Raw genomic sequence first — 25,350 nt, forward strand, 5'->3', positions numbered from 1 at the left:
ACACTAGCTCAGTTGGTAGAGCGCAACCTTGCCAAGGTTGAGGTCACGAGTTCGAACCTCGTGTGTCGCTCCAATATATAGCCCTCATCGTGCTTAACGGTGACAAAAGCGACACTAGCTCAGTTGGTAGAGCGCAACCTTGCCAAGGTTGAGGTCACGAGTTCGAACCTCGTGTGTCGCTCCAGTTTCTTTTTTATAAATGAAAGCAAAGCCTTCATCATCAACAAAGATGAAGCACTCGGACGCGGGGTGGAGCAGCTTGGTAGCTCGTCGGGCTCATAACCCGAAGGTCGTCGGTTCAAATCCGGCCCCCGCAACCAAATACAAGACGATAGATTGAATGCTTATTTATTAGCACAATCCTAAGTCGTCGACGGATGCGCCGCTTGATTCAATTCCTGCTTCTCGCAACCAATCACATCGCTCTTTTCATAATGCTGCGAAGCATGAATCCCCAAAAACTAAATTTTATCCGCATCATATGATGTCGGACGATTTCGTTTGTGTTTAAAACACGATATGAATCGGCTGGCGTACAAGCATGATGAGGTTCTGCATGTTTTATCTACTTTAATTAACAGAGTTATCCACATATGTCGTTCTGTGGATAAGTTAGTTGATAAAGTGTTTTTAGCTTGATTTTTTGCGATGGAGAAGAAAGATCTTTTCGCTGAAGGAAAGTCGAAATAATAGCGAAATATTGATTAAATCTTTGTTAATTAAGAGAAAAATAAGTTTTTTGTCGGATCGGATACGTTAAAATACGATCATTAACTGGTATTTTTTTGATCCTAGTCATTTCTCCAAGCTGTGTTTAACTTTTTTCTGCTAGCTTGTTTTTCTTGAATCTCAAATTTTTTTCCACATTACAAAATTGAGAACAAGGTCATGAATTGAACATGTAAAAGTGCTTTCAATCTCTTGCATATAGACTACGCACTATGCGTCTCTTGGTAGCCCCTTCTCGACGATTCTTATTAAGCGCTGCTTTTTCGTCTCTGTAGATGCTTTATTCTCAATGGGGAGTTGATTCAGTTGCTCGGCCAAAGCCCATTTGATGTGTTCATCAAGTAATTTATTTTCACCTTGTCGACTTTCTAACGCATCAATGACTCGTTGACTGTATTCTGCATTACCAAGTGCGACAGCAATATTACGCAGCCACTGTATATGACCAATGCGACGAATAGCGGAGCCTTCCATATTTTTTAGAAAAGTCGCTTCATCCCAGTTAAACATGTCAACGAGATCCGGGTTTTTGAAACTATCGCGACGATGGAAATCACTCTGCTCCGTTATGTCGGCGTAGCGATTCCATGGGCAAACCAATTGGCAGTCATCACAGCCATAAATGCGGTTACCCATTGGCTTGCGAAACTCTTCAGGGATCACGCCATCGAACTCGATGGTGAGGTAAGAGATGCAGCGTCTAGCATCGACAACTTTGTCTTCAACGATGGCTTGTGTTGGGCATGAGGTAATGCATGCTTTGCATTTACCGCACTGATCAACGCTTGGCTCGTCAACGGGAAGTGGCAAGTCGATAAGTAACTCGCCTAAAAAGAACCACGAGCCACAGTCCTGATCTAAAATCAGGGAATGTTTCCCTGTCCAGCCTAAGCCTGCTTTTTRGGCGAGTGGTCGCTCCAATATTGGTGCGGAGTCGACGAAAGGTCGGTAACCATACTGACCAACTTCTTGTTCAATAAGTTTGCCAAGTTTATTCAGTTGTTTTCTGACGAGCTTGTGATAATCACGCCCTAATGCATAGCGACTAATATAGGCATGATTTTTATTTGCTAGGTTCGAAGCGAATTGTGCTTCTGGTGGTAGGTAGTCCATCCGAACGCTGATCACACGAACGGTTCCCGGGAGTAGCTCATTGGGTCTAGCTCGCATCATACCGTGACGAGCCATCCAGTCCATTGAGCCGTGATAGCCTGCATCGAGCCATTTTTTCAGTGCGGCTTCATGCTCACTCAGATCAACGTCGCAGATCCCAACTTTTTGGAAGCCGAGCTCTTTTCCCCAAATTTTGATTTGTTGTGCGAGTTGTTCGTAGTTCATGCTAACCACCGGAATAAAAGGGGGGCGGATCTTAACGGATCTCTGGCTTTGGTGCTACCCAGTTATGGACGTTTTTGATGCTGTGAATACTGCTTATTGAAGTCATTTGCATATATTCTAAATCTAGGTCGATACTAAGGTGATTAAGATACCGTTCCTTGGATACTTTTTTCGCACATATGACATTTGAAAGCTTGTCTCTCAAAACCAACACGGTTTACTATTCCTGTTCTTTTGATTTTTATATAGTCAACGATCATTAGTTAGAGAAGCATCAATGAGCACGAAACAATTCAATTTAAAAGATGAGCACGAAACGGTTGCACTAGGTACCGCTCTGGCTCACCTTTGTTCGCAACAAACCACAATTTATCTGCATGGTGATTTGGGTGCAGGTAAAACAACCTTTAGTCGTGGTTTTGTCCGTGCTCTTGGCCATCAAGGTAACGTGAAAAGCCCAACTTATACTCTAGTCGAACCGTATCAGTTGGATCAGTGGCAAGTGTACCATTTCGATCTTTATCGTCTTGCGGATCCTGAAGAGCTTGAGTTCATGGGGATTCGAGATTACTTCACAGATGATGCAATTTGCTTGGTTGAATGGCCTGAAAAAGGGCATGGTTTGTTGCCACAACCGGATCTTGATGTGAACATTCGCTACCAAGGTGAGCAGCGTGTAGCCGAACTAACAGCTAATAATGATTATGGTGTGCAGTTACTCAGTCGATTGGAGCTATGTTGAGTTTTTCAAATTTTAGAGTAGTGGCGACGTTTGTCGCCACTTTTCTCCTTCTCATCCCCAATTTAGCATTTGCTAACGTCGTTAAGAGTTTTCGAGTTTGGCCTTCTCCTGATGAAACGCGTGTTGTCATCGATTTAGGCTCGGAAGCTGACTATTCCTATTTCTCTTTATCCGGACCGGATCGTCTTGTCGTGGATTTAAAAAGCACGACCATGCAGGCCAAACTGCCTGTTACTGTTACGGACAGCCCGGTTTTAAAGCTAGTTCGAAAAAGCTCTCCGCCAGAGAAGGGCACCTATCGTTTGGTGTTTGAACTGAAAAAGAGCGTTCAAGCAGAATTGTTTAAATTAAGCCCAACCCCTGGCGGGCAATATGGTCACCGTTTGGTGATTGACCTGCCGCACGGTAAGAAAGCATCGACTTCAGCTTCTAAACCGAGCAAGCCAGCGGCGACCAATAAAGACATGAGTTCAGTACAACGAGCTCAAGAAGTCTTGATCGTTATCGACCCTGGTCACGGTGGTGAAGACCCTGGCTCTATTGGCCCTTCACGCCGTAAGTATGAAAAAGATGCGGTATTGAGTATTTCACGAAAAATCGCCGCTCAGCTTGATGCTACGCCTGGGATTAAAACGCGTATGACACGTACCGGAGATTACTTTGTGAATCTAAACCGTCGTGTAGCCATTGCCCGTGAAAATGATGCGCACTTACTAATTTCCATTCACGCTGATGCGTTTACCTCACCGAAGCCTCGCGGAGGTTCGGTTTTCGTGTTGAATACTCGTCGTGCAAATACTGAAATTGCTCGTTGGGTTGAGAACCATGAGAAACAATCTGAAATATTAGGTGGTTCGGGTAATGCGTTCTTCACTAAGACCAAAGATCGTAACGTGAACCAAACTTTGTTGGACTTGCAGTTTAGTCATTCACAAAAAGAAGGGTATAAGCTGGCAACAGAAATCCTTGGTGAGATGGGGCGTGTTGCGCACCTGCATAACACCAAACCGATTAATACTAGCCTTGCTGTTTTACGCTCTCCGCAGATTCCGTCTGTATTAGTGGAAACGGGCTTTATTTCTAACCCAACAGAAGAGCGGTTGCTGTTTCAACGAGCGCACCAAGATAAGTTAGCTCAGGCGATCACCAAGGCGGTCGTTAAGTACTTAAAAGATAATCCACCAGAAGGTACGGTATTCTCGCCTTCAGCGAAGCCAATAGTGCATACCGTAAAACGTGGCGAGTCGTTATCGGTGATTGCGAATAAATATGGGCTTAGCTCTAAAGCGCTGATGTCGGCAAACAACTTGAAGTCGACTGGGTTGGCAATTGGTCAGAAGCTCAAAATCCCTTCTGCTGGCACGATTAAAGTGCCAAGTAAACCGATTACTGTTGAGACAGAAACCATTATTCACAAGGTTAAGTCAGGTGAGTTCTTAGGTAAGATCGCGAGTCACTATAAAGTGAAGGTTTCAGATATCCGCCGTGAGAACAACTTGAAGTCAGATACCTTGTGGGTAGGACAAAAGTTGAAGATAACCGTCGCTGTCAAAGATAAGCCGATTCGTAAGCACAAAGTTTCTCGAGGTGAATACCTTGGTAAAATAGCGTCCAAATACGGAGTCAGCGTTTCGAGCATTCGTAAAGCGAACAACTTACGCTCTGATCAGCTGGCGGTTGGGCAAGTTCTTATCATTCCAAACAAGTAGGTGAGCTTTTAACTCATTATGACGATTAAAATTTTGCCAGCTAGACTTGCAAACCAAATCGCAGCAGGGGAAGTGGTCGAAAGACCCGCCTCTGTGATTAAAGAACTGGTTGAAAATAGTCTTGATTCTGGCGCAACTCGAATCGATATTGATATCGAGAAAGGAGGCGCAAAGCTGATTCGTGTTCGTGATAATGGCAAAGGTATCGCGAAAGATGAACTCGGCTTGGCGCTCAGTCGTCATGCTACATCTAAGATACATACCTTGGATGATCTTGAAGCCATCATGAGTCTAGGTTTTCGCGGTGAAGCGTTAGCCAGTATTAGCTCAGTCTCGCGTTTGACGCTCACATCGCGTCCTGCGGCACAAGAAGAAGCCTGGAGTGCCTACTCCGAAGGGCGTGATATGCAGGTGAAGCTTAAGCCTGCAGCGCACCCGATTGGTACGACTGTTGAGGTGTTGGATTTATTTTTTAATACTCCAGCGCGTCGCAAATTTCTTCGTACGGAGAAAACCGAATTTGCTCATATTGATGAGTTATTGAAACGCATTGCGTTAAGCCGCTTTGATGTCACCATCAATGTGCGCCATAACGGCAAGATCATTCGTCAATATCGTGCGGCGAAAAATCAGCTTCAAACCGAAAAACGTATTGCAGCTGTCTGCGGTAATGCGTTTGTGCGGCATATGCTTAGAATCGAGCTTGAGCATCAAGGGTTAAAGCTACATGGTTGGATTACCACACCAGAAGGAGCAAGGCAGCAAAGCGATTTACAGTATTGCTATGTGAATGGCCGAATGATGCGTGACAAATTAATCAATCACGCGATTCGTCAAAGCTATGAAATGAGCTTAAAGCCAGATCAGTTCGCTGCCTATGTGCTCTTTATTGAGTTAGACCCGCACCAGGTAGATGTGAATGTCCACCCCGCTAAGCATGAAGTGCGCTTTCACCAAGCTCGCTTAGTGCATGATTTTATCTATCAAGCTTTGGCGGATGCACTTGCGCAAAGCGCCGTGATTGATAAACCACAGGTTAATGAATCCGCATTTCATCGTGTGGAACCGACTGAGTCCGAAGAGGTTGAGCATTCGCCTGAGCCTGAAAAAGTGCAAAGGCCGACACCTTCACAAGTACCAGAGCGGGTTTATCAAGCGATAGAGAGTACACCGGCTTATCCTGGACGCAATGATTATGAAGTGAAGCCTCGTAATAGCGGTCCTAGTGAAACCTCCGTGCGAGAGGCGCGCGTAGTGGAGTCATTCAAACGTAATGATTGGGTGGAATCCAAATCCGCACCAAAGCCGAATCACAGTAAAGAGCGCCATGTTGAGCCAGCACCAAGCAAGCAAGAAGTGCGCGCTTATCACGAGTTGTTGAAAACGCCAGAGTTTGAGTCTCAATCCGTAACGCCGATAGTGCCCCAAAAGGCAACTTCGCATGCATCACTTCCATCGATTAATGCATTAGGCAAAGCGCTAGTGATGGTCGATGAGCAATTTGTTTTGATGAGCAGTGACAGTGGGGCGGCGTTAGTCTCGTTACCTAGAGCGGAATTTTATCGTGTAAAAGGGCAGCTCACTCCAAGCGATGGCGCGCTTAAAGCACAGCCTTTACTCGTTCCTCTATCTATTAAGTTAGAGGCCGAGTTAGTGAAGCTGGCTCAAGATTATCAACAAGATTTGGCGTTACTTGGCATTCAATTGAAAGCGAGAAATGAGCAAGCCTTAATGGTGATGGGCGTTCCCGCGCCGCTACGTCAACAAAACTTACAAAATCTAGTACCAGATCTGTTATCTTACGCGCAATCTTGTGTGAAGGAAGGTATAGCAACGGCTCAGATGCTGTCTGAGTTGATAGATTGGCTCGCATTGCAGGTCACGACAGTGAAGAGTCACTATACTTTTTCTGAAGCAATTCAAATTATTGCGGAACTTGAACAGCTAAGAGATGGTCAATTGCCATTAGAAGATACAAAATTTGTATCCGCTGTTGATTTCTCTGCCACGATAGCCAAATTAAAACCATGACAGATAAACTACCTTTGGCGCTATTTTTAATGGGGCCAACTGCATCAGGCAAAACTGAGTTGGCGATTCGTCTTCGTCAAAAGTTCCCGGTTGAGATCATCAGTGTTGATTCTGCTTTGATCTATAAAGGGATGGATATCGGTACGGCGAAACCGGATGAAAAAGAGTTAAGTTTAGCGCCTCATCGCTTGATTGATATTTTGGATCCGAGCGAATCTTACTCTGTAGCCGACTTTCGTCGTGATGCATTGAAAGCGATGGATGATATTGTTGCAGAAGGAAAAATTCCACTCTTAGTGGGTGGGACAATGCTGTATTATAAGGCGCTACTTGAAGGTTTATCCCCACTTCCTGCTGCAAATCCTGAAATTCGTCAGCAAATTGAACAAGAAGCATTGACTAAAGGTTGGTCAGTGTTGCACGATGAACTCAAAGAGGTTGATCCTGTGTCAGCAGCGAGAATCCATCCCAATGATCCCCAACGTTTATCTCGGGCATTGGAAGTTTTTCGTATTTCAGGTAAAACTTTGACTGAATTGACTCAAACGAAAGGTGAAAGCCTGCCATACCGAGTCAAGCAGTTTGCAATAGCTCCCAAGGATAGGGCAGAACTTCACCGTCGAATTGAACTTCGTTTCGAAAAGATGATGGAAGCGGGCTTTGAAGAAGAAATGAAAGCGCTACATTCGCGAAAAGATCTTCACCCCGATCTTCCTTCCATACGATGCGTCGGTTACCGACAGATGTGGGAGTATTTAGATGGGGAGTGTACACGTGACGAAGCAGTATTTCGTGGCGTATGCGCGACTCGTCAATTGGCCAAGCGTCAAATCACCTGGTTACGCAGCTGGGATGACTTAACTTGGTTGGATAGCGAGAACATTGAACAGGCATTAGAAACGATGTCGGAAGCAATAGCATCTGATTGACATAGCTGTGTATAATGTGATCGTTTTTGCGTGAACGCACTCTCAAAGGATCTGTTGTTGGCGGTTTTTATACTATGCTGCTAATTACTTAGAGTGCATTTTTGATTCGTTTAGCTCAGATGCAAAAGCAGTATCTTTTGCATTGCACCACTAGCTAAATAATTACAACTACAAATTAAATAAGGAAAATAAAATGGCTAAGGGGCAATCTCTACAAGACCCATTTCTAAACGCGCTACGTCGTGAGCGTATCCCGGTATCTATCTACCTTGTGAATGGTATTAAACTACAAGGTCAGATCGAATCGTTCGATCAATTTGTGATCCTGCTGAAGAATACTGTTAACCAAATGGTGTACAAGCACGCGATCTCAACAGTTGTGCCGGCTCGTCCAGTGAGCCATCACAGCGGTGAACGTCCACAAGGTGAGCGTCCACAAGAGAAATCAGAAGATTAATTCTTCATCGAGTATTTTTAAAATAAGGAGTTGATTGCTTGTTTGACCGTTATGAATCCGGTGAGCGAGCCGTACTTGTTCATATCAACTTCACGCAAGAAGGTGAATGGGAAGATCTGGCTGAGTTCGAAATGCTGGTTTCTTCTGCTGGGGTAGAGGCGCTACAAGTGGTAACTGGTAGTCGTCAATCCCCACACCCGAAATACTATGTCGGAGAGGGTAAGGCCCAAGAGATTGCTACTGCGGTACAGTCGACAGGTGCCGAAATTGTGATTTTTAATCACGCCCTCTCTCCTGCCCAAGAACGTAACCTCGAAGCACTGTGCCAATGTCGAGTTCTCGACCGCACTGGTCTTATTCTCGATATCTTTGCTCAACGAGCTCGAACACACGAAGGTAAGCTACAGGTAGAGCTGGCTCAACTTCGTCATATCTCTACTCGTTTGATTCGTGGTTGGACGCACCTTGAAAGGCAGAAAGGGGGTATCGGTTTACGTGGCCCGGGTGAAACCCAGCTGGAAACCGACCGTCGCTTATTGCGTGACAGAATCAAAGCCATCCTGCGACGCTTAGACAAAGTAGCGAAGCAGCGTGAACAAGGGCGCCGCGCCCGAAATCGAGCTGAAATCCCAACGGTTTCACTTGTGGGTTACACCAACGCGGGTAAGTCGACACTCTTCAACCGTATTACAGAAGCTGGCGTGTATGCCGCTGATCAACTATTTGCTACTTTGGACCCGACTTTACGTAAGATAGAGTTAGCAGATGTTGGGCCTGCCATTTTGGCTGACACGGTTGGTTTTATTCGACATTTGCCTCACGACTTGGTTGCGGCCTTCAAGGCAACCTTGCAGGAAACGCAAGAAGCTGACATTTTGTTACATGTTGTTGATGCCAGTGATGAGCGTTTTCGTGAGAATATTCAAGCTGTTCATGAAGTACTAGAAGAGATCGATGCACATGAAGTGCCGACTCTGGTTGTCATGAACAAAATCGACAATCTAGATTCGCAGAAACCACGTATAGAACGAGACGAGGAAGGCGTACCTCGCGCAGTTTGGGTTTCAGCAATGGATGGGTTGGGCATTGATGTCCTGTTTGAGGCTCTGACGGAACGTCTGGCGTCACAAATGGTCGAGCATCAGTTGCGAATTCCTCCACAGTATCAAGGACGATTCCGTAGTACCTTCTTCCAAATGAAGTGTATTCAACGTGAGGAATATGACCAGGATGGTAACTTGTTGATCGATATTCGAATGCAGCAAGTAGATTGGTCTAGACTTGAAAAAAGAGAAGGGGCAGTTTTGACTGGCTTTATAGTCACTTAAAGGACTGCTACAGTATAACGTCATATCAAATGATGGAGCTTTCTAATGGCGTGGAATGAGCCTGGAAATAACAACGGCAACAATGGCCGCGATAATGACCCTTGGGGTAATAATAATCGTGGTGGCCAGCGTCCTGGTGGCCGAGATCAAGGTCCGCCAGATTTAGATGAAGTGTTCAATAAACTGAGTCAAAAACTGGGTGGCAAGTTTGGTAAAAAAGGCGGCGGTGGTTCTCCAATCGGCGGCGGTGGTGGTAGTGCAATTGGCTTTGGCGTGATTGCTCTTATTGCTGTTGCAGTTTGGTTCTTCGCTGGTTTTTACACCATCGGTGAAGCAGAGCGTGGTGTTGTGCTGCGTTTAGGTAAATACGATCGTATCGTAGACCCAGGCCTTAACTGGCGCCCTCGTTTTATTGATGAATACGAAGCGGTAAACGTACAAGCGATTCGTTCACTACGTGCATCTGGTCTAATGCTGACTAAAGATGAAAACGTCGTAACAGTCGCGATGGATGTTCAGTACCGAGTGACTGACCCGTACAAATACTTGTACCGTGTAACCAATGCGGACGATAGCTTGCGTCAAGCAACGGATTCTGCACTACGTGCAGTAATTGGTGACTCATTGATGGATAGCATTCTAACCAGTGGTCGTCAGCAAATTCGTCAAACTACGCAAGAAACACTGAACCAAATCATTGATAGCTATGATATGGGTCTGGTACTTGTTGACGTAAACTTCCAGTCTGCGCGTCCACCAGAGCAAGTGAAAGATGCGTTTGATGATGCAATCGCAGCTCGTGAGGATGAAGAGCGTTTCATCCGTGAAGCTGAAGCATACAAGAACGAAATCTTGCCGAAGGCAACGGGTCGTGCTGAACGTTTGAAGAAAGAAGCGCAAGGTTACAATGAACGTGTCACTAACGAGGCTCTTGGTCAGGTAGCACAGTTCGAAAAACTACTACCAGAATACCAAGCGGCACCAGGTGTAACGCGTGACCGTCTGTACATCGACGCAATGGAAGAAGTGTACTCAAGCACTTCGAAAGTGTTGATTGACTCTGAATCAAGCGGCAATCTTCTGTACCTTCCAATCGATAAGTTGGCGGGCCAAGAAGGTCAGGCAGACACAAAACGTAAATCGAAGTCATCTTCAACCTACGATCAAATTCAACTGGAGTCTGAGCGTACACAAGAAGACACTTCGAACACGCAGTCTCGTTCAACAGGTTCACGTCAAGGGAGATACTAAGAATGCGTAAGTTAATGATCCCTGTATTGGTAATCGCACTGGCATTAATGTTGATGTCTTTGTTTGTGATTCCTGAAGGTGAGCGCGGTATCGTGGTTCGATTTGGTCGTGTTCTTAAAGACAACAACGACATCACTCGAATTTACGAGCCTGGTTTGCATTTCAAGATGCCTCTGTTTGACCGTGTGAAACAACTTGATGCACGTATCCAAACGATGGATGGCCGTGCAGACCGTTTCGTAACGTCTGAGAAAAAAGACGTTATTATTGATACCTACGTGAAGTGGCGTATTGAAGACTTTGGTCGTTACTACCTAGCGACAGGCGGTGGTAATTCGCTAACGGCGGAGGCACTACTTGAGCGTAAAGTAACGGATGTGCTTCGTTCTGAAATCGGTGCTCGTGAAATCAAACAGATTGTATCTGGTCCACGTAACGATGATGTACTACCAGAAGATGCAAGTGCAGATGTTGTCGCAACTGAAGCGGCACGTGAAGCGCTTGAGATTGATGGTGAACGTGACCTAATTATGTCTGAAGTATTGAAAGACACGCGTGAAAGCGCGATGAAAGACTTGGGTGTTCGTGTTGTTGATTTCCGCATGAAGAAAATCAACCTGCCTGATGAAATCAGTGAGTCTATCTACCGTCGTATGCGTGCAGAGCGTGAGTCTGTAGCTCGTAAGCACCGCTCTCAAGGTCGTGAGAAAGCGGAAGTTATTCGTGCTCAAGCTGAGCTAGAAGTGGCAACCATTCTAGCTGAAGCTGATAAGACTGCTCGTGTAACACGAGGTGAAGCGGATGCAGAAGCAGCGAAGATTTATGCTGAAGCATACAACAAAGACCCTGAGTTCTTTAGTTTCCTACGCTCGCTACGTGCGTATGAGAAGTCCTTCAGCTCTAAGAGCGATATCCTGGTACTTGATCCGAAGAGTGAGTTCTTCCAATACATGAACCAGTCGAAGGGCGGCATGGAGAAATAATCTCAGCGTCAAATGAAGCAAAAGGCTCCTTAGGGAGCCTTTTTTGTATCTGATGCTAAGTGCTAGCTCATCATTATGGCGATTACGGCTCCAGCAACTACTAGGCAGCCACCGATGCGTCGTAGCTGATTGTTGGGCTGTTCACTTAATTGAGCCACCATATTCCGCCAACCGTTTGGAGCAATGAGTGGTCCAATGCCTTCCACGATCAGGACGAGCCCAATCGCCAACCATATGGATTCAGACATACCGCTTTCCAGTCGAATAAAGAAAACTAAATACTATCAGTGATATGCTGATTTCAAAATGAGCAAAGCAGCAAGATGACATTCTGGTAGCAACTCTGTGAACAAAAAATGACTGCAAGAAGCGTGATTCGGTGCTAGAATCCATTTTTAACTAGCAATCAGACTTGGAAAGATGGGAAATAACGTAGTCGTTCTAGGCACCCAATGGGGTGACGAAGGTAAAGGTAAAATCGTAGACCTTTTAACTGAAGATGCAAAATACGTGGTACGCTACCAAGGCGGTCACAACGCAGGTCATACTCTCGTAATTGACGGTGAAAAAACCGTTCTTCACTTAATTCCATCAGGTATCCTTCGCGATAACGTAAAATGTGTTATCGGTAACGGTGTTGTACTATCACCTGAAGCTCTACTTAAAGAAATGAAACCTCTTGAAGAGCGCGGTATTCCAGTACGCGAGCGTCTTTTCATTTCTGAAGCATGTCCGCTAATTCTTCCTTACCACGTTGCAATGGACCAAGCTCGCGAAATCGCTCGCGGTAAAAAAGCTATCGGTACAACAGGTCGTGGTATCGGTCCAGCATACGAAGATAAAGTTGCTCGTCGCGGTCTACGCGTTGGCGACCTATTCGATATGGAATCGTTCGCTGAGAAGCTAAAAGAAGTCATGGAGTTCCATAACTTCCAACTCGTTAACTTCTACAAAGCGGAACCAGTAAGCTACGAAGCTGTGCTTGAAGAAGCAAAAGGCTACGCAGAGCTACTTACTTCAATGGTTATCGACGTAACTGACGAACTAGACGCAGCACGTAAGCGCGGCGATAAGATCATGTTCGAAGGTGCACAAGGTACGCTACTTGATATCGACCACGGTACTTACCCATACGTAACGTCTTCTAACACGACTGCTGGTGGTGTTGCTGCAGGTTCAGGTTTTGGTCCTCGTCACATCGGTTACATCTTGGGTATCGCGAAAGCGTACTGTACTCGCGTTGGTGCAGGTCCATTCCCGACAGAACTATACGATGGTCTAGATAAGCAAGATCCAATTGGTAAGCACTTAGGTGAAGTTGGTCACGAGTTCGGTGCGACAACTGGTCGTCTACGCCGTACAGGTTGGTTCGATGCTGTTGCTATGCGTCGTGCAATCCAAATCAACTCTGTATCTGGTTTCTGTCTAACTAAACTAGACGTACTAGATGGTCTAGAAGAGCTAAAAATCTGTACTGGTTACAAGATGGAAGATGGCTCTGTGCTAGAAGTTTCTCCGATGGCTGCTGAAGCATTCGAAAAAGCAACGCCAATCTACGAAACAATGCCTGGTTGGTCTGAGAACACATTCGGTGCTAAAGCGCTAGAAGATCTACCACAAGCGGCTCTTAACTACATCAAGCGTATTGAAGAGCTAACAGGTGTGCCTGTAGATATCATTTCAACAGGTCCTGACCGCAACGAAACTATCATCAAGGTTCATCCATTCGAAGCTTAATTGATAGTCGTTAAAGATTGCAAAAGCCGACCTTCTGGTCGGCTTTTTTGTATCTGAACAAAAAACGGCAGTGATTCTCATATGGCAAATTTTTGCCGCTGAGTCTAAGTCAGAGGCAAAAATTGTCTAAAGCTTAGCTGGTTTTTGCCGATAAGGTTATCAAGCAGAGGAGATCCTTCATCGATCTTTGGTTTCTTAGATACCTTAAAGAGTACGTTTATGAAGTTACGAACAGTGGCTGCTTCACTGTTATTGACCTTGGTAGCTACCACAGCGAAAGCCAATGTTGCTGATGTGGGGGCGCCAGTTCCTATCTACACCGAAGCAGAGCTGATAAAGCTTATTGAGCAAAATAAGCACTTACAACGTGTGCGCGCTGATAACTGCCAGCTGGTGGAGGATATCGTTGCTCGTGCGACTCGAATTAACTTGCCCACTTATGAATTTCTGTACGGCGACATGTTGGCGTGGGGTGTGTGTGTCGAGCAAGATGTCGAACTAGGCCTTTACTACATCGAAAATGCAGCACATCAGGGATTACCTGCCGCGCTAGAGCAGATTGGTCGATACTATTCGCGTGGTACTTTAGTGCAGCAAGATAAAGAGCGAGCGATTCCTTACTTGCGAGAAGCCGCCTCAATGGGAAACCTAAATGCGCGTATTCATTTAGCCGAATTGCTCCTGCGTGATTACGGCAGCCCACTTGATTACGAAGATGCGTATCGTTGGTTATATAACTCTGTCACAGCAGATAAGCGGCAGCATAAGCGCATCACTGTATTGAGAAATGGCCTTGAGCAGCGCATGCCACAAAACGTTATTGCTCGAGCTAAAAGGCGAGACACCTTTTGGTAACGTCCTATCAAGGCAAACAACTTCATACAACAAAGCCCACATWATGTGGGCTTTGTTGTTTCCCGAAGAGTAATCTTGAGCGATTAAACGACTTTGTGTGGACCGAAGCATTCGTAATGGAATTGCTCTTGTGGTACGCCAAGTTCTAATAGTTGTTTCGCTACGTGCTGCATGAACCCGACAGGGCCACAGAAGTACACCTGCACGTTATCTTGCTTTAATGCGGCTTCAATTTCATACAGATTGACAAAACCCTTGAAGTGGAAGTCTTCACCTAGCTTGTCTTCTGCCGTTGGGTGGTTATACCAAACGAGCGCGTTCATGTTTTCTTTCGCCGCGACTAGTTGGTTCACGTGTTGCTTGAAAGCATGATGTTGACCATTTTCTGTTGCATGAACCCAAGTTACAGGTGCTTGATGTGCTGAGAGACTTTCTAGCATGGACAGCGTTGGCGTAAGTCCTACACCTGCAGAAATTAGAACAACGGGTGTTTGTGGTTCGGCATCCATAAAGAAATCACCGGCAGGGGCGGCAAGCTGCACTTTTTCGCCAATGTTCAGGCTATCGTGCAGGAAGTTCGATACTTTTCCTCCTTCTTCACGTTTTACCGAGATACGGTAAGTGTTCTCTTGAACCGCAGAAGATAGGCTATATTGGCGAATTTCTTGGTTTTCTAACTGGTCACTGTTGATATAGATGCCAAGATATTGTCCCGGTTTATACGGTGCCACTTTTTGGCCATCGGTTGGCTTAAACACAAAGCTGCAAATGTGTTCGCTCTCGATTTGTTTATCGACTAATTCAAATTCGCGTAGACCGCGCCAACCGCCTTCCAAAGCTTCATTTTGTTGGTAAATTTGTTCTTCGCGCTGAATAAATACATTCGCAAGTACGCCGTAAGCCTCAGCCCAAGCATCCAACACTTCTTGACCTGGATTAAATAACTCATCAATCGTCGCAAGTAGATGTTTACCAACGATTTGGTACTGATCTTCTGTGATCAAAAAGCTCGTGTGTTTATGCGCAATTTTTTCTACTGCGCCAAGTAGAGTTGGCAAATTTTCAATATTGGCAGCATAGGCGCAGATGGCGTTGAATAGCGCTTCACGCTGATCGCCGTTACGCTGGTTACTCATATTAAAAATATCTTTCAACTCTGGGTTATGAGTAAACATACGTTCGTAAAAGTGCGCGGTCAGTTTTGGTCCCGTTTCGGCGATAAGTGGTGCGGTCGCTTTGACGATCTCGATGGTTTGATTGCTGAGCATATGGGCTTCCTACTTTAAGTTGTATTTGTAATGCATGTTTAAAGTTGTATCTCAAATGTATCTTTCGATCAAGAAAAGATTTACACTTTTATCGATAGCTCAAGTTTGGCGTTTTAGTGTCACCAGCGAGTTATTGAGTCGCACTTTGGGAGAGAATATGCAGTTAACGAGCTTTACTGATTATGCGTTGAGAACCTTAATTTTCTTGGCTTCGTTGCCGGAAGATGAGTTAACTAATATCACTGAAGTGACGGATTTATTTGGTGTGTCACGTAACCATATGGTTAAAGTTATCAACCGTTTAGGGCAACTAGGTTATGTCCATACCGTGCGTGGAAAAAACGGTGGTATTCGGCTGATGAAACCTGCTTCTGAAATCACAGTAGGTGGTGTCGTGCGAGATTTAGAGCCGTTAGATTTGGTCAATTGCGGCGTAGATTTTTGCCATATTACCCCTGCCTGTCGCCTCAAAGATAAATTGGCAAAAGCAAAAAGTGCCTTTTTGGCGGAGCTGGATGATTGCACGATCGAATCCTTGCTGAGCGACAATTCTGAGTTGTTGATCTTACTGGCTCGTCCTTAACTCATTTGCACGTCTAGAGTCGATCTCGATCATTCTTTTTTCAAAGCAATTCTGTAGCTTATCGAGAGACTCAGATATACTAGCCATATACCTTCCTTGCTAGATAGGCGTGCCTATGTCAGACAATATTCCAAACGATCCTTTTGCAGATCGTGAATCCAAAAATTACGAAAATCCAATTCCAAGCCGAGAGTTTATCATCGAGTTTCTAGAGCAAGCGGGCGTTCCAATGAATCGCAATGACTTGTTTGAGGCACTAAAGCTTGAGGGCGAAGAGCAATACGAAGGGTTGCGTCGTCGGCTACGTGCGATGGAGCGAGATGGTCAACTGGTGTTTACCCGCCGTCAGTGCTACGCATTGCCTGAAAAACTTGAAATGGTGAAAGGTTACGTGATTGGTCATCGTGATGGCCACGGTTGGGTGCGTCCAGAAGGCAGCGTCGGCAAGGATGATGATATTCTGTTACCGCACCATCAAATGAAGAACATCATCCACGGTGACTTTGTTTTAGTGCAACCTACAGACAACAGCAAGCGCGGTCGTCGTGAAGGGCGCTTGGTTCGAGTGTTAGAGGAGCGTAATGATCAAATCGTCGGTCGTTTCTTCCTCGAATATGGTTATTCCTATGTTGTCCCTGATGACTCGCGTATCAGCCAAGATATTCTGATCCCAAATGAGCACAAAGCGGGTGCACGCATGGGTAACGTGGTCGTGATTGAAATTACTGATCGTGGCTCACGCTCACGTGGCATGATGGGTAAAGTGGTTGAAGTACTTGGTGAAAATATGGCACCAGGTATGGAAACGCAAATTGCGATTCGTACACACCAAATCCCTCACGAGTGGCCAGAGGCCGTCGATAAACAAATCGAAAACTTAGGCGAAGAAGTACCAGAAGAAGCCAAAGTTGGTCGTGTGGATCTACGTGAGTTACCACTTGTGACCATTGACGGCGAAGACGCACGAGACTTTGATGATGCTGTTTACTGTGAGAAGAACAAAGAAGGTGGTTGGCGTTTATGGGTAGCGATTGCTGACGTCAGTTACTACGTTCGCCCTGACTCTGCGCTGGATAAAGAAGCCATCAACCGTGGTAACTCGGTGTACTTCCCATCGCAAGTAGTGCCAATGCTACCGGAAGTGCTATCAAATGGTTTGTGTTCACTTAACCCACAAGTTGATCGTCTGTGTATGGTGTGTGAAATGACCATCTCAGAGACGGGTAAACTATCGGGCTACAAGCACTACGAAGCCGTGATGAACTCGCACGCTCGTCTCACATATAGCAAAGTGAGCGCGATTCTAGAAGGGGATGAGGAACTACGTGAGCGTTACCAGCCGCTTGTTTCTCATCTAGAAGAGCTGCACAAGATGTACAAAGTGCTGAAAGAAGCACGAGATCAACGCGGTGCAATCGAATTTGAAACCGTTGAAACCAAATTTATCTTCAATGCGGAACGTAAAATCGAAAGCATTGAGCCAGTAATTCGTAATGACGCGCACAAGATCATCGAAGAATGTATGATTTTAGCCAACATTGCTTCGGCATCGTTGGTAGAAAAAGCGAAAGAGCCTGCGCTCTATCGTATCCACGAATCTCCAGGTGAATTACGCCTGCAAGGTTTCCGTGACTTCTTAAGTGAACTTGGTCTTGAGCTAAAAGGTGGTTTAGAGCCTTCACCAACGGACTATGCTGATCTCGCACGTCAAATCTCTGGGCGTCAAGATCAAGAGTTGATTCAAACCATGCTGCTGCGCTCAATGAAGCAAGCGGTATACAACGCAGATAACGCGGGGCACTTTGGATTGGCACTGAAACGCTATGCGCACTTTACGTCGCCAATTCGTCGTTACCCTGACCTGTTACTTCACCGTGCAATCAAGTATCTGATTGCGAAAGAAGAAGGTCGTAATCAAGATCGCTGGACACCAACGGGTGGCTACCATTACTCGTTCGATGATATGGACTTTTACGGTGAACAATGTTCGATGACAGAGCGCCGTGCGGACGATGCAACACGTGATGTTGCGGATTGGTTGAAGTGTGAATACATGCAAGATCACGTCGGTGACGAACTAGACGGCGTGATTGCTAATGTCACTAGCTTTGGCTTCTTTGTACGTTTAACGGATTTGCACATCGATGGTTTGGTGCATATTTCTACCCTTGCGAACGACTACTATCAATTTGACCCGATTGGTCAACGACTTATTGGTGAAAGTTTCGGTAACATCTATCGCTTAGGTGATGCAGTAAAAGTAAAAGTACTGGCTGTTAACCTCGATGATAAGCAAATTGACTTTGAATTGGTCGAAACAAGTCGTAAGCTACGCGGTGAAGGTAAGACTGCGAAGAAACGCGCAGCGGAAGCAAAACGCAAAGCGAAAGATAAAAAACGTGCTGCGACTCGCTCTTCATCGAAAGAAGGTGGCGCGCCTCGCGCAGTTCCTGCGATAGAGCCAACTAAGCGTCCAGAAGAAACGGGCGCAGTGAGTAAGCGCAATGGCCCCAAACGTGATGACGCCGAAGGCAAAAAGAAGCCTAAAGTGAAAAAAGCACGTAAAAAAAAGCCACACAGTAAGCCGAAGAAAACCAAGCGCACTAAAAAAGAAGCGTAGTAGGCTGAAGCGCCAGCTCAGTTCAAACTCGGCTGGCGCAGGCAATACGACCCGAACAACAGGTTAAACAATGAGTAACGAATTTATCTACGGCATTCACGCAGTGAAAGCGGTATTGGAGCGCGAACCAGAGCGTTTTATCGAGGCATACGTTTTAAAAGGTCGTCAAGATGATCGCCTAATGCCAATCCTAAATGATCTTCAGGTTTGTGGTGTCTCTATTCAACAAATGACGCGTAAAACTCTGGATGATAAAGCGCGTGGTGCAAATCACCAAGGCATCATTGCTCGCGTAAAACCAGCAAAACAACTGAACGAGAACGACATTGATGACATCTTAGCGCAGCATGAATCACCGCTACTGTTAGTGCTGGATGGTGTGACGGACCCGCACAACCTTGGTGCGTGTTTGCGTAATGCAGATGCGGCAGGCGCTGCGGCGATCATCGTACCGAAAGATCGTTCTGCACCAATGAATGCCACGGTAAGTAAAGTAGCATGTGGCGCTGCAGAGGTTGTGCCTTTGATTCGTGTAACCAACCTTGCACGTACAATGCGTACGTTACAGGAAAAAGGTATTTGGTTTGTGGGTACGGCTGGTGAAGCTACGCACGACATTTATCAAGCTAAGCTTACTGGTCCTCTTGCTATCGTGATGGGTGCTGAAGGTGATGGTATGCGTCGTCTTACTCGCGAAACCTGCGATGATTTAATTAAGATCCCTATGGCGGGCAGTGTATCAAGCTTGAACGTATCAGTGGCTTCTGGTATCTGTTTGTTTGAAGCGGTTCGTCAGCGTTTGGCTGCCCAAAAATAAGGCGAGCACACTAAGCGTCGCTGAGTGTGACACTGAGTGACATCAAGATTAAGCACACAGGATGGGGAACCATCCTGTGTTATTTTAGCTAGGGAATTTATGACCCAACAAGATATTAAATTGATTGCTTTTGATCTGGATGGAACACTGCTTGATAGCGTGCCAGATCTTGCCGTAGCGGCCGATCAAGCAGTTCAGGCGTTAGGCTATCCTTCTGTATCAGAAGAGCAGGTGCGTGATTACGTTGGTAATGGTGCTGATATATTGATTGGACGTGCATTAAGCCAAAGCATGACTATCAGCAGTGATTTGAGTGATGAGCTGCGTGCTAAAGCGCGTGAGCTGTTTGATGAATACTACAAGCAAAGCGGCCATAAGCTAAGTCACCTTTACCCAACAGTAAAAGAGACGCTTGAAGAGCTACACCAAGCTGGTTTTACGATGGCGATTGTGACGAACAAGCCCTCGAAATTCGTACCAGAAATTCTAGAGCAGCATGACATCGCCAAGTACTTCGTAGACGTATTAGGTGGTGACGCGTTTCCAGAGAAAAAACCAAACCCGGTGGCGCTGAACTGGCTAATGGAAAAGCACCAGGTAAAACCAGCAGAGATGCTGATGGTTGGGGATTCGAAAAACGATATCTTGGCGGCGAAAAATGCGGGTTGTGCTTCATTTGGTTTAACTTACGGTTATAACCATGGCGAGCCCATTTCAGCTTCGAACCCTGACGTAGTGGCGAACCGCCTCGCGGAATTACTGGAAGTCGTCGCTGTTTCTGCATAACGGCAACAAAAGATCTTCCAAAATACTTGTTAATGAGTACACTGAGTAAACCGTGCGCTAAAAGCCGCACGGTTTTTCATTTTAATTAGATTAAGAAGTCAAAGGAATCATTCTAATGAGCAAACCCATTGTATTGAGTGGTGTTCAACCGTCAGGTGAACTAAGTATCGGTAACTACTTGGGTGCTCTACGTCAATGGCAGCAGATGCAAGACGATTATGATTGCCAATACTGTGTAGTAGACCTTCATGCGATTACGGTTCGTCAGGATCCTAAAGCACTGCATGAAGCGACATTAGACGCACTGGCAATTTGTCTGGCAGTTGGTGTTGATCCGAAGAAGAGCACGCTATTTGTTCAGTCACACGTACCAGAGCATGCTCAACTTGGTTGGCTTCTTAACTGTTACACGCAAATGGGTGAGCTGAGCCGTATGACTCAGTTTAAAGACAAATCGGCACGTTACGCGAATGACGTAAACGTGGGTCTGTTTGATTACCCTGTGTTGATGGCAGCAGATATTTTGCTTTACGGCGCACACCAAGTACCAGTTGGTAGCGACCAGAAACAGCACCTTGAGTTAGCGCGTGATATCGCAACGCGTTTTAACAACATCTACTCACAAGAGAGTCCGATTTTTACCGTTCCTGAGCCGTACATTCCAACAGTCAATGCACGTGTGATGAGTCTTCAAGACGCGACGAAGAAAATGTCGAAGTCAGATGATAACCGTAAGAACGTGATTACTCTGCTTGAAGAGCCAAAGTCGATCATCAAGAAGATCAACAAGGCGCAAACAGACACCGAAACCCCACCAAGCATTCGCCATGATATCGAGAACAAAGCGGGTATCGCGAACCTAATGGGACTTTACTCTGCGGCGACAGGAATGAGCTTTGAAGATATCGAAGCCAAGTACAAAGGCGTAGAAATGTATGGTCCATTTAAGAAAGATGTTGGCGAGGCGGTTGTAGCAATGCTGGAGCCAATTCAAGCAGAATACCATCGTATTCGCGCTGATCGTGCTTACATGGATGAGGTAATGCAGCAAGGTGCAGAAAAAGCATCGGCTCGCGCCGCTGAAACGCTGAAGAAAGCATACAAAGCGGTAGGCTTTGTCGCTCGCCCATAGTCGCTAAGAATAGATTACAAAAAGCTCCACGTTGATGGAGCTTTTTTTATGCTTTTTACTGGAATGGCGTGTCTTTCATGCAACGTTCCATATCGTAATATTCAACACGTCCTCGAGCACCTAAAAAGGCGGACTTCACCACCATGCCTCTATCAATGAAGTAACTGAGCTGCACGCATGATATATCGTAGCTAAGTTCTTTAATTCTCGCTGGGATCCAGTAGGTTCCTGGTGTTCTTAGACGCTGGGTAAAAGTAATAACACCCTCGTCACTGACCTCTAACTCTTCAATTCCATCCAGCTCATTTTTGGCTGATTCGATGATGTTTTGATTCGCGGTAGGTTGAAGTGGCTCACTGGCGGTCAATTGACATCCCGTTATCAAGCCAAGTAAGAAGAGAGCTAGCGCACTGCGTTGAATTTTTTTCATTTATCGTTCCTGGGTTTACAGCTAATGAGATCTTAATGTCTCGCGCAGGTGTTATATCTTTTGTGTATGAATTTGGCTAGTGAATAAGGAGAAGTTATTGAGCAAATGAGGAAAATTTTGAAGTATGAGGGTCATTCGTAAGAAAAAGCCGAGCGAATAATAGGTGACTTAAGTTTAGACATGGCTATAAAAATGAAAATCAAAGCTTTCTAAATTAGTGATTAATTATATTTTCATTTATAACAAAGTGAGCTTGGTTAATAAGCCACTTCACGAGCGATGTATTTTCTACTCCTTAACATGAAGTGAAAAAATAAACTGAGTAATTAATCTAAATTTTGATTTGTTTATCAATAGCGTTCTGTATTTATTACAAAAAATGTTTGAATGGGATGTTCTGGCATATTTTCTTACATTCACATGTGATTCATTTCACGGCTTTAATTGCTCATTCTTATTTATTTCATAAATAAACCTGATAGTAGACGCAAATGGTAGGCTCTGATCAGAGCTAAGTTTGCATTTACATCAATATCAGGTATGACAATGGACACGTTAATCAAACCCTCAATACTCGCACTAACCATCGCCAGTGCACTTAGCGCAAACGCGAACGCAGAGATTATTATTTCCCAGTATGTGGAAGGCGGCGCTTATAATAAAGCGGTCGAGATCGCCAATACAGGTGATACTGCGGTGACACTCACAGGCTATGAATTAGCAAAATCTTCGAATGGTGGCGGCTCGTGGGGCAGCACTCTTGATCTTAGTGACGTAACGTTACAAGCGAAGCAAGTGTATGTGCTTGCTCATGGCGATGCGAGCGAAGCAATAAAGGCGGTTGCGGATTACACTGATAAAAATGTAGCGAACTTTAACGGCGACGATCCGTTGGCACTTCTTAAAGATGGGGAAGTGCACGATATATTAGGTGTGATGGGGGACGTGGATTTCGCTAAAGACACCACGTTAGTTCGTAACAGTGATGCGCTTACACCTTCAACTACCTACCAATCCACTCAGTGGACAGCCTTACCTAAAGATAATATTGATGGTTTAGGAGAATTAAATACAACTGAGCCACCTGCGCCATTTGCTTGTGAAGTAGATGGACAAGAACCAGCCTTTACCACCATCCAAGAGATTCAAGGTGAAGGTGCTTCTTCTCCATTTATTGATGGTTACCCTTACATCACGACCGAAGATCACTTCGTAACTGGTGTGGTCAGTGCTGTAACAACAGGCTTAACTAAAGGCTTCTACCTGCAAGCACTTGAGAATGATGGCAACGACAAGACATCTGAAGGTTTGTTTATTCACACTGATGTTGCCGATACAGAACTGAAAGCTGGTGATGTTGTTTGTGTGAAAGGGAAAGTACAAGAGTACTACAGCAACACTCAGCTTTCTTCTGATGCAAACAGTTATGTAAAAACAGGCACATCAAACGCCTCTTTGGTTACTCCGTTAACGATTAAGGAAGGGGAAACACTACGTGATGCACTAGAGCGTCATGAAGGTATGCAAGTTGAGCTCAGCTCGGCTAGCGAACTTTTCGTTACTCGTAACTTTTCTTACGATTATGACTCTCGACGCAACAACATGATGTTGTCTCATGAAGCACCGTTGTTTAAGCCGACTCAATTGCATGCAGCAGAGAGTGACGCTGCGGTTGCCCTTGCCAAAGAGAATGCGGCCAACCGTATTTACTTGGAATCGGATAGCAAAGCGCCAAATGGTCAAATCCCATATTTCCCAACGTTTGCACAAGACCTAGATCAAAATGGCTCTTCAGAGCAGCACATTCGCCTAGGCTCTCGTGTCGAAGGTCTGCAAGGTGTTGTGGCTTACAGCTACAACGAGTACCGCCTAATTGCGACCAATGAAGTTGATAGCAGCAACTTTGTCACGTCAGGTGATGACTTTGACGTTGCGCGTAAAGCGGCGCCAGCCATAGCCGATTCTGATTTACGAGTGGCGAGCTTTAACGTTCTTAACTACTTCACTTCGGTTGCTGACAGCGGGCACGACAACCCAACCGGGCAAAATCGTGGCGCAACAAACCTTGATGAGTTCTTGATCCAGCAAGCGAAAATCGTTTCAGCGATGAATAAGATGGACGCGGACATCATTGGCTTGATGGAAGTGGAAAACAACGGCTTTGGTGATGGTAGTGCTATCCAAAACTTGGTTGATGCTTTAAACGCTGAGATTGATGACGTGGAAGATCATTACACGTATGTCGAAATCGAAGAGCAAGATAAATACCAAGAGGAATACTTTGGCAGTGATGCGATCATGGTGGCGATCTTATATCGTGCTAACGCAGTAACACCAAAAGAAGCAGCAAAAGTCATTGTGACGCCAGAGCAACATATTGCAGAGAACACCATTACTCGTAAAGAGGGCACTGAAAGCAACCCTGCATACGACAAATATCAACGCCATAGCTTATTACAGACCTTCACAGTGAAAGAGACTGGCGAAGATCTTTCAGTGGTCGTGAACCACTTTAAATCGAAAGGTTCTGAATGTATTGAAGAGTGGATTGCTGGTGTAGAAGACTCAGAACCCGCGGATCTGCAAGGTAACTGCAACAACTTCCGTGTTTCTGCTGCGAAAGTCGTTGGTGAAGCGCTGAAAGATATTGATGGCGATGTGCTCGTTATGGGCGATTTGAACGCTTACGGCAAAGAAGATCCGTTACTTACCCTCACTGATTACTCAAAAGAGAAATACGGCCGTGATATCTACACTGCCGCTTACACAGCCATTGGTGGCGGTGAGCTTCAAGTAGAGAAAACCAAGATTGAAAAAGGCTACGGTCTGCACAATTTAAACACCTTGCTGCATGGCGCTGATACGTTCTCGTACACCTATTCAGGTGAATTGGGGAACTTGGACCATGCATTGGCAAGCAGCAGTTTAGCGCAAAAAGTGGTGGCGATTGAAGACTGGCACATCAACTCTCTAGAAAGTAACTTGTTTGAATACAGCAGCAAATACACGGGTGACATGCCGAAGTACAAAGATGCGTTCTCAGCGTCTGATCATGATCCAGTGATTATTGCTATTGATTTGCCAGATGATGATATCGATTTACCGAAAGCGGGTGAAAACTTAGCTATTGATGTACGTCTACCACCAACTGCGGTTGCGGGCGATATTGTGACAGTGAACTTAACAGCATCCACACAAGCGGCCGCGACAAGCAGTGATGCAAAAGTTTACTCGGCTAGCCAAACCTTGACTCAAACTGACATTGACGCACGCAGCGTGAATATTGAGTTTGAACAAGCGCCAGAACAAGGTAATTACCAGTTAGAAGAGAAAGTGACAGACTCGACAGGCAACGTCGTTAAGTTTAGCTCTGTTCGTGATGTTTCAATGACGCAAACCGAAACGGGTGTAGAAGGTTCGAAGGATTCAGATGGTGGTTCGTTTGGTTTTGGCGCGCTACTCGCGATGCTTGGGCTTGGCTTACTACGTCGCCGCAACTAAGCCAGCTGTCTCCTAAAATACAGCTGTAAAGACCAAAGGCCAGCCGATGCTGGCCTTTTTATTGCACAAAGACTTGCCTTTCTAGTTTGGTGTTGCAAAATACCGCCCTTAATTGTCGCAAACC

Annotated in this window: 20 protein-coding genes and 2 tRNA genes; 18 read left to right on the plus strand and 4 right to left on the minus strand. The window is 45.5% G+C overall.

The features are described 5' to 3' along the window. Positions 1-108 precede the first annotated feature (108 nt). Together R2S67_RS21050 and R2S67_RS21055 are read left to right on the plus strand one after the other, a co-directional pair. Positions 109-184, plus strand: a tRNA-Gly gene (locus tag R2S67_RS21050). Between the two features lie 59 nt (positions 185-243). Beyond that, positions 244-320: transfer RNA gene (locus R2S67_RS21055), tRNA-Met, on the plus strand. A gap of 619 nt (positions 321-939) precedes the next feature. Here R2S67_RS21055 and queG read toward each other — a convergent pair. Continuing rightward, the gene (gene queG, locus R2S67_RS21060; RefSeq protein ID WP_317346949.1) at positions 940-2,067 is read right to left on the minus strand and encodes a tRNA epoxyqueuosine(34) reductase QueG; all 1,128 of its coding nucleotides are present in this window, start codon (positions 2,065-2,067) and stop codon (positions 940-942) included. Between the two features lie 277 nt (positions 2,068-2,344). On the opposite strand from queG, the gene tsaE reads away from it, so the two are divergent. From tsaE to hflC, 8 genes are all read left to right on the plus strand, one after another. After that, positions 2,345-2,809 carry a tRNA (adenosine(37)-N6)-threonylcarbamoyltransferase complex ATPase subunit type 1 TsaE gene (gene tsaE / locus R2S67_RS21065; protein WP_005395381.1) on the plus strand — a complete coding sequence of 155 codons (465 nt, stop codon included), beginning with the start codon at positions 2,345-2,347 and terminating at the stop codon, positions 2,807-2,809. Further along, the gene (locus R2S67_RS21070) at positions 2,803-4,518 is read left to right on the plus strand and encodes a LysM peptidoglycan-binding domain-containing protein (RefSeq protein ID WP_046874541.1); all 1,716 of its coding nucleotides are present in this window, start codon (positions 2,803-2,805) and stop codon (positions 4,516-4,518) included. The genes tsaE and R2S67_RS21070 overlap by 7 nt, the downstream gene beginning before the upstream one ends. An 18-nt stretch (positions 4,519-4,536) precedes the next feature. Then, positions 4,537-6,549 (plus strand): DNA mismatch repair endonuclease MutL, encoded by a 2,013-nt coding sequence (gene mutL / locus R2S67_RS21075; protein WP_317346950.1) that lies wholly within the window; start codon positions 4,537-4,539, stop codon positions 6,547-6,549. After that, positions 6,546-7,478 carry a tRNA (adenosine(37)-N6)-dimethylallyltransferase MiaA gene (miaA, locus tag R2S67_RS21080; protein WP_005395375.1) on the plus strand — a complete coding sequence of 311 codons (933 nt, stop codon included), beginning with the start codon at positions 6,546-6,548 and terminating at the stop codon, positions 7,476-7,478. The genes mutL and miaA overlap by 4 nt, the downstream gene beginning before the upstream one ends. Before the next feature lie 193 nt (positions 7,479-7,671). Then, entirely contained in the window at positions 7,672-7,935 is a 264-nt protein-coding gene (gene hfq, locus R2S67_RS21085; protein ID WP_005381379.1) for an RNA chaperone Hfq, read from the plus strand. A 38-nt stretch (positions 7,936-7,973) separates the two neighbouring features. Further along, on the plus strand, positions 7,974-9,263 hold the full coding sequence (gene hflX, locus R2S67_RS21090; protein WP_005381380.1) for a ribosome rescue GTPase HflX: 1,290 nt from the start codon (positions 7,974-7,976) through the stop codon (positions 9,261-9,263). 45 nt (positions 9,264-9,308) lie between these two features. Further along, entirely contained in the window at positions 9,309-10,514 is a 1,206-nt protein-coding gene (gene hflK / locus R2S67_RS21095; RefSeq protein WP_005395374.1) for an FtsH protease activity modulator HflK, read from the plus strand. Positions 10,515-10,516: 2 nt separating this feature from the next. Further along, positions 10,517-11,497, plus strand: coding sequence for a protease modulator HflC (gene hflC / locus R2S67_RS21100; protein ID WP_005395373.1), 981 nt, complete (start codon positions 10,517-10,519; stop codon positions 11,495-11,497). A 62-nt stretch (positions 11,498-11,559) separates the two neighbouring features. On the opposite strand, the gene R2S67_RS21105 is transcribed toward hflC, so the two are convergent. After that, complete coding sequence (locus tag R2S67_RS21105; RefSeq protein WP_005381383.1) at positions 11,560-11,745, minus strand: DUF2065 domain-containing protein; 186 nt, start codon at positions 11,743-11,745, stop codon at positions 11,560-11,562. 172 nt (positions 11,746-11,917) lie between these two features. Between R2S67_RS21105 and R2S67_RS21110 the strand changes: the two genes are divergently transcribed. Together R2S67_RS21110 and motX are read left to right on the plus strand one after the other, a co-directional pair. Next, entirely contained in the window at positions 11,918-13,234 is a 1,317-nt protein-coding gene (locus R2S67_RS21110) for an adenylosuccinate synthase (protein WP_005395372.1), read from the plus strand. Positions 13,235-13,453: 219 nt separating this feature from the next. Continuing rightward, positions 13,454-14,089, plus strand: coding sequence for a flagellar protein MotX (gene motX, locus R2S67_RS21115; protein WP_317346955.1), 636 nt, complete (start codon positions 13,454-13,456; stop codon positions 14,087-14,089). An 83-nt stretch (positions 14,090-14,172) separates the two neighbouring features. On the opposite strand, the gene hmpA is transcribed toward motX, so the two are convergent. Further along, positions 14,173-15,357, minus strand: a complete 1,185-nt coding sequence (gene hmpA / locus R2S67_RS21120) for an NO-inducible flavohemoprotein (RefSeq protein WP_317346957.1) — start codon at positions 15,355-15,357, stop codon at positions 14,173-14,175. 157 nt (positions 15,358-15,514) lie between these two features. Between hmpA and nsrR the strand changes: the two genes are divergently transcribed. The 5 genes from nsrR (at position 15,515) to trpS (ending at position 21,295) form a co-directional block, all read left to right on the plus strand. Further along, positions 15,515-15,940 carry a nitric oxide-sensing transcriptional repressor NsrR gene (nsrR, locus tag R2S67_RS21125; RefSeq protein ID WP_005387939.1) on the plus strand — a complete coding sequence of 142 codons (426 nt, stop codon included), beginning with the start codon at positions 15,515-15,517 and terminating at the stop codon, positions 15,938-15,940. Between the two features lie 115 nt (positions 15,941-16,055). Further along, positions 16,056-18,560 carry a ribonuclease R gene (rnr, locus tag R2S67_RS21130; protein WP_046874538.1) on the plus strand — a complete coding sequence of 835 codons (2,505 nt, stop codon included), beginning with the start codon at positions 16,056-16,058 and terminating at the stop codon, positions 18,558-18,560. A gap of 70 nt (positions 18,561-18,630) precedes the next feature. Next, positions 18,631-19,377: a 23S rRNA (guanosine(2251)-2'-O)-methyltransferase RlmB gene (rlmB, locus tag R2S67_RS21135; RefSeq protein ID WP_005395369.1), complete on the plus strand. Its 747-nt coding sequence runs from the start codon at positions 18,631-18,633 to the stop codon at positions 19,375-19,377. A gap of 99 nt (positions 19,378-19,476) precedes the next feature. Further along, positions 19,477-20,163, plus strand: coding sequence for a phosphoglycolate phosphatase (locus tag R2S67_RS21140; protein ID WP_005395368.1), 687 nt, complete (start codon positions 19,477-19,479; stop codon positions 20,161-20,163). A 115-nt stretch (positions 20,164-20,278) separates the two neighbouring features. Continuing rightward, on the plus strand, positions 20,279-21,295 hold the full coding sequence (gene trpS / locus R2S67_RS21145; RefSeq protein ID WP_317346958.1) for a tryptophan--tRNA ligase: 1,017 nt from the start codon (positions 20,279-20,281) through the stop codon (positions 21,293-21,295). Between the two features lie 55 nt (positions 21,296-21,350). On the opposite strand, the gene R2S67_RS21150 is transcribed toward trpS, so the two are convergent. Beyond that, on the minus strand, positions 21,351-21,725 hold the full coding sequence (locus tag R2S67_RS21150; RefSeq protein WP_012841336.1) for a hypothetical protein: 375 nt from the start codon (positions 21,723-21,725) through the stop codon (positions 21,351-21,353). A 546-nt stretch (positions 21,726-22,271) separates the two neighbouring features. On the opposite strand from R2S67_RS21150, the gene R2S67_RS21155 reads away from it, so the two are divergent. Next, a complete protein-coding gene (locus R2S67_RS21155) occupies positions 22,272-25,226 on the plus strand; it encodes an ExeM/NucH family extracellular endonuclease (protein ID WP_317346959.1) in 2,955 nt (984 codons plus the stop codon). Positions 25,227-25,350 lie beyond the last annotated feature (124 nt).

The sequence above is a fragment of the Vibrio sp. T13N genome, assembly GCF_032970445.1.
In the GTDB taxonomy this organism is placed as follows: Bacteria; Pseudomonadota; Gammaproteobacteria; order Enterobacterales; family Vibrionaceae; genus Vibrio; species Vibrio diabolicus.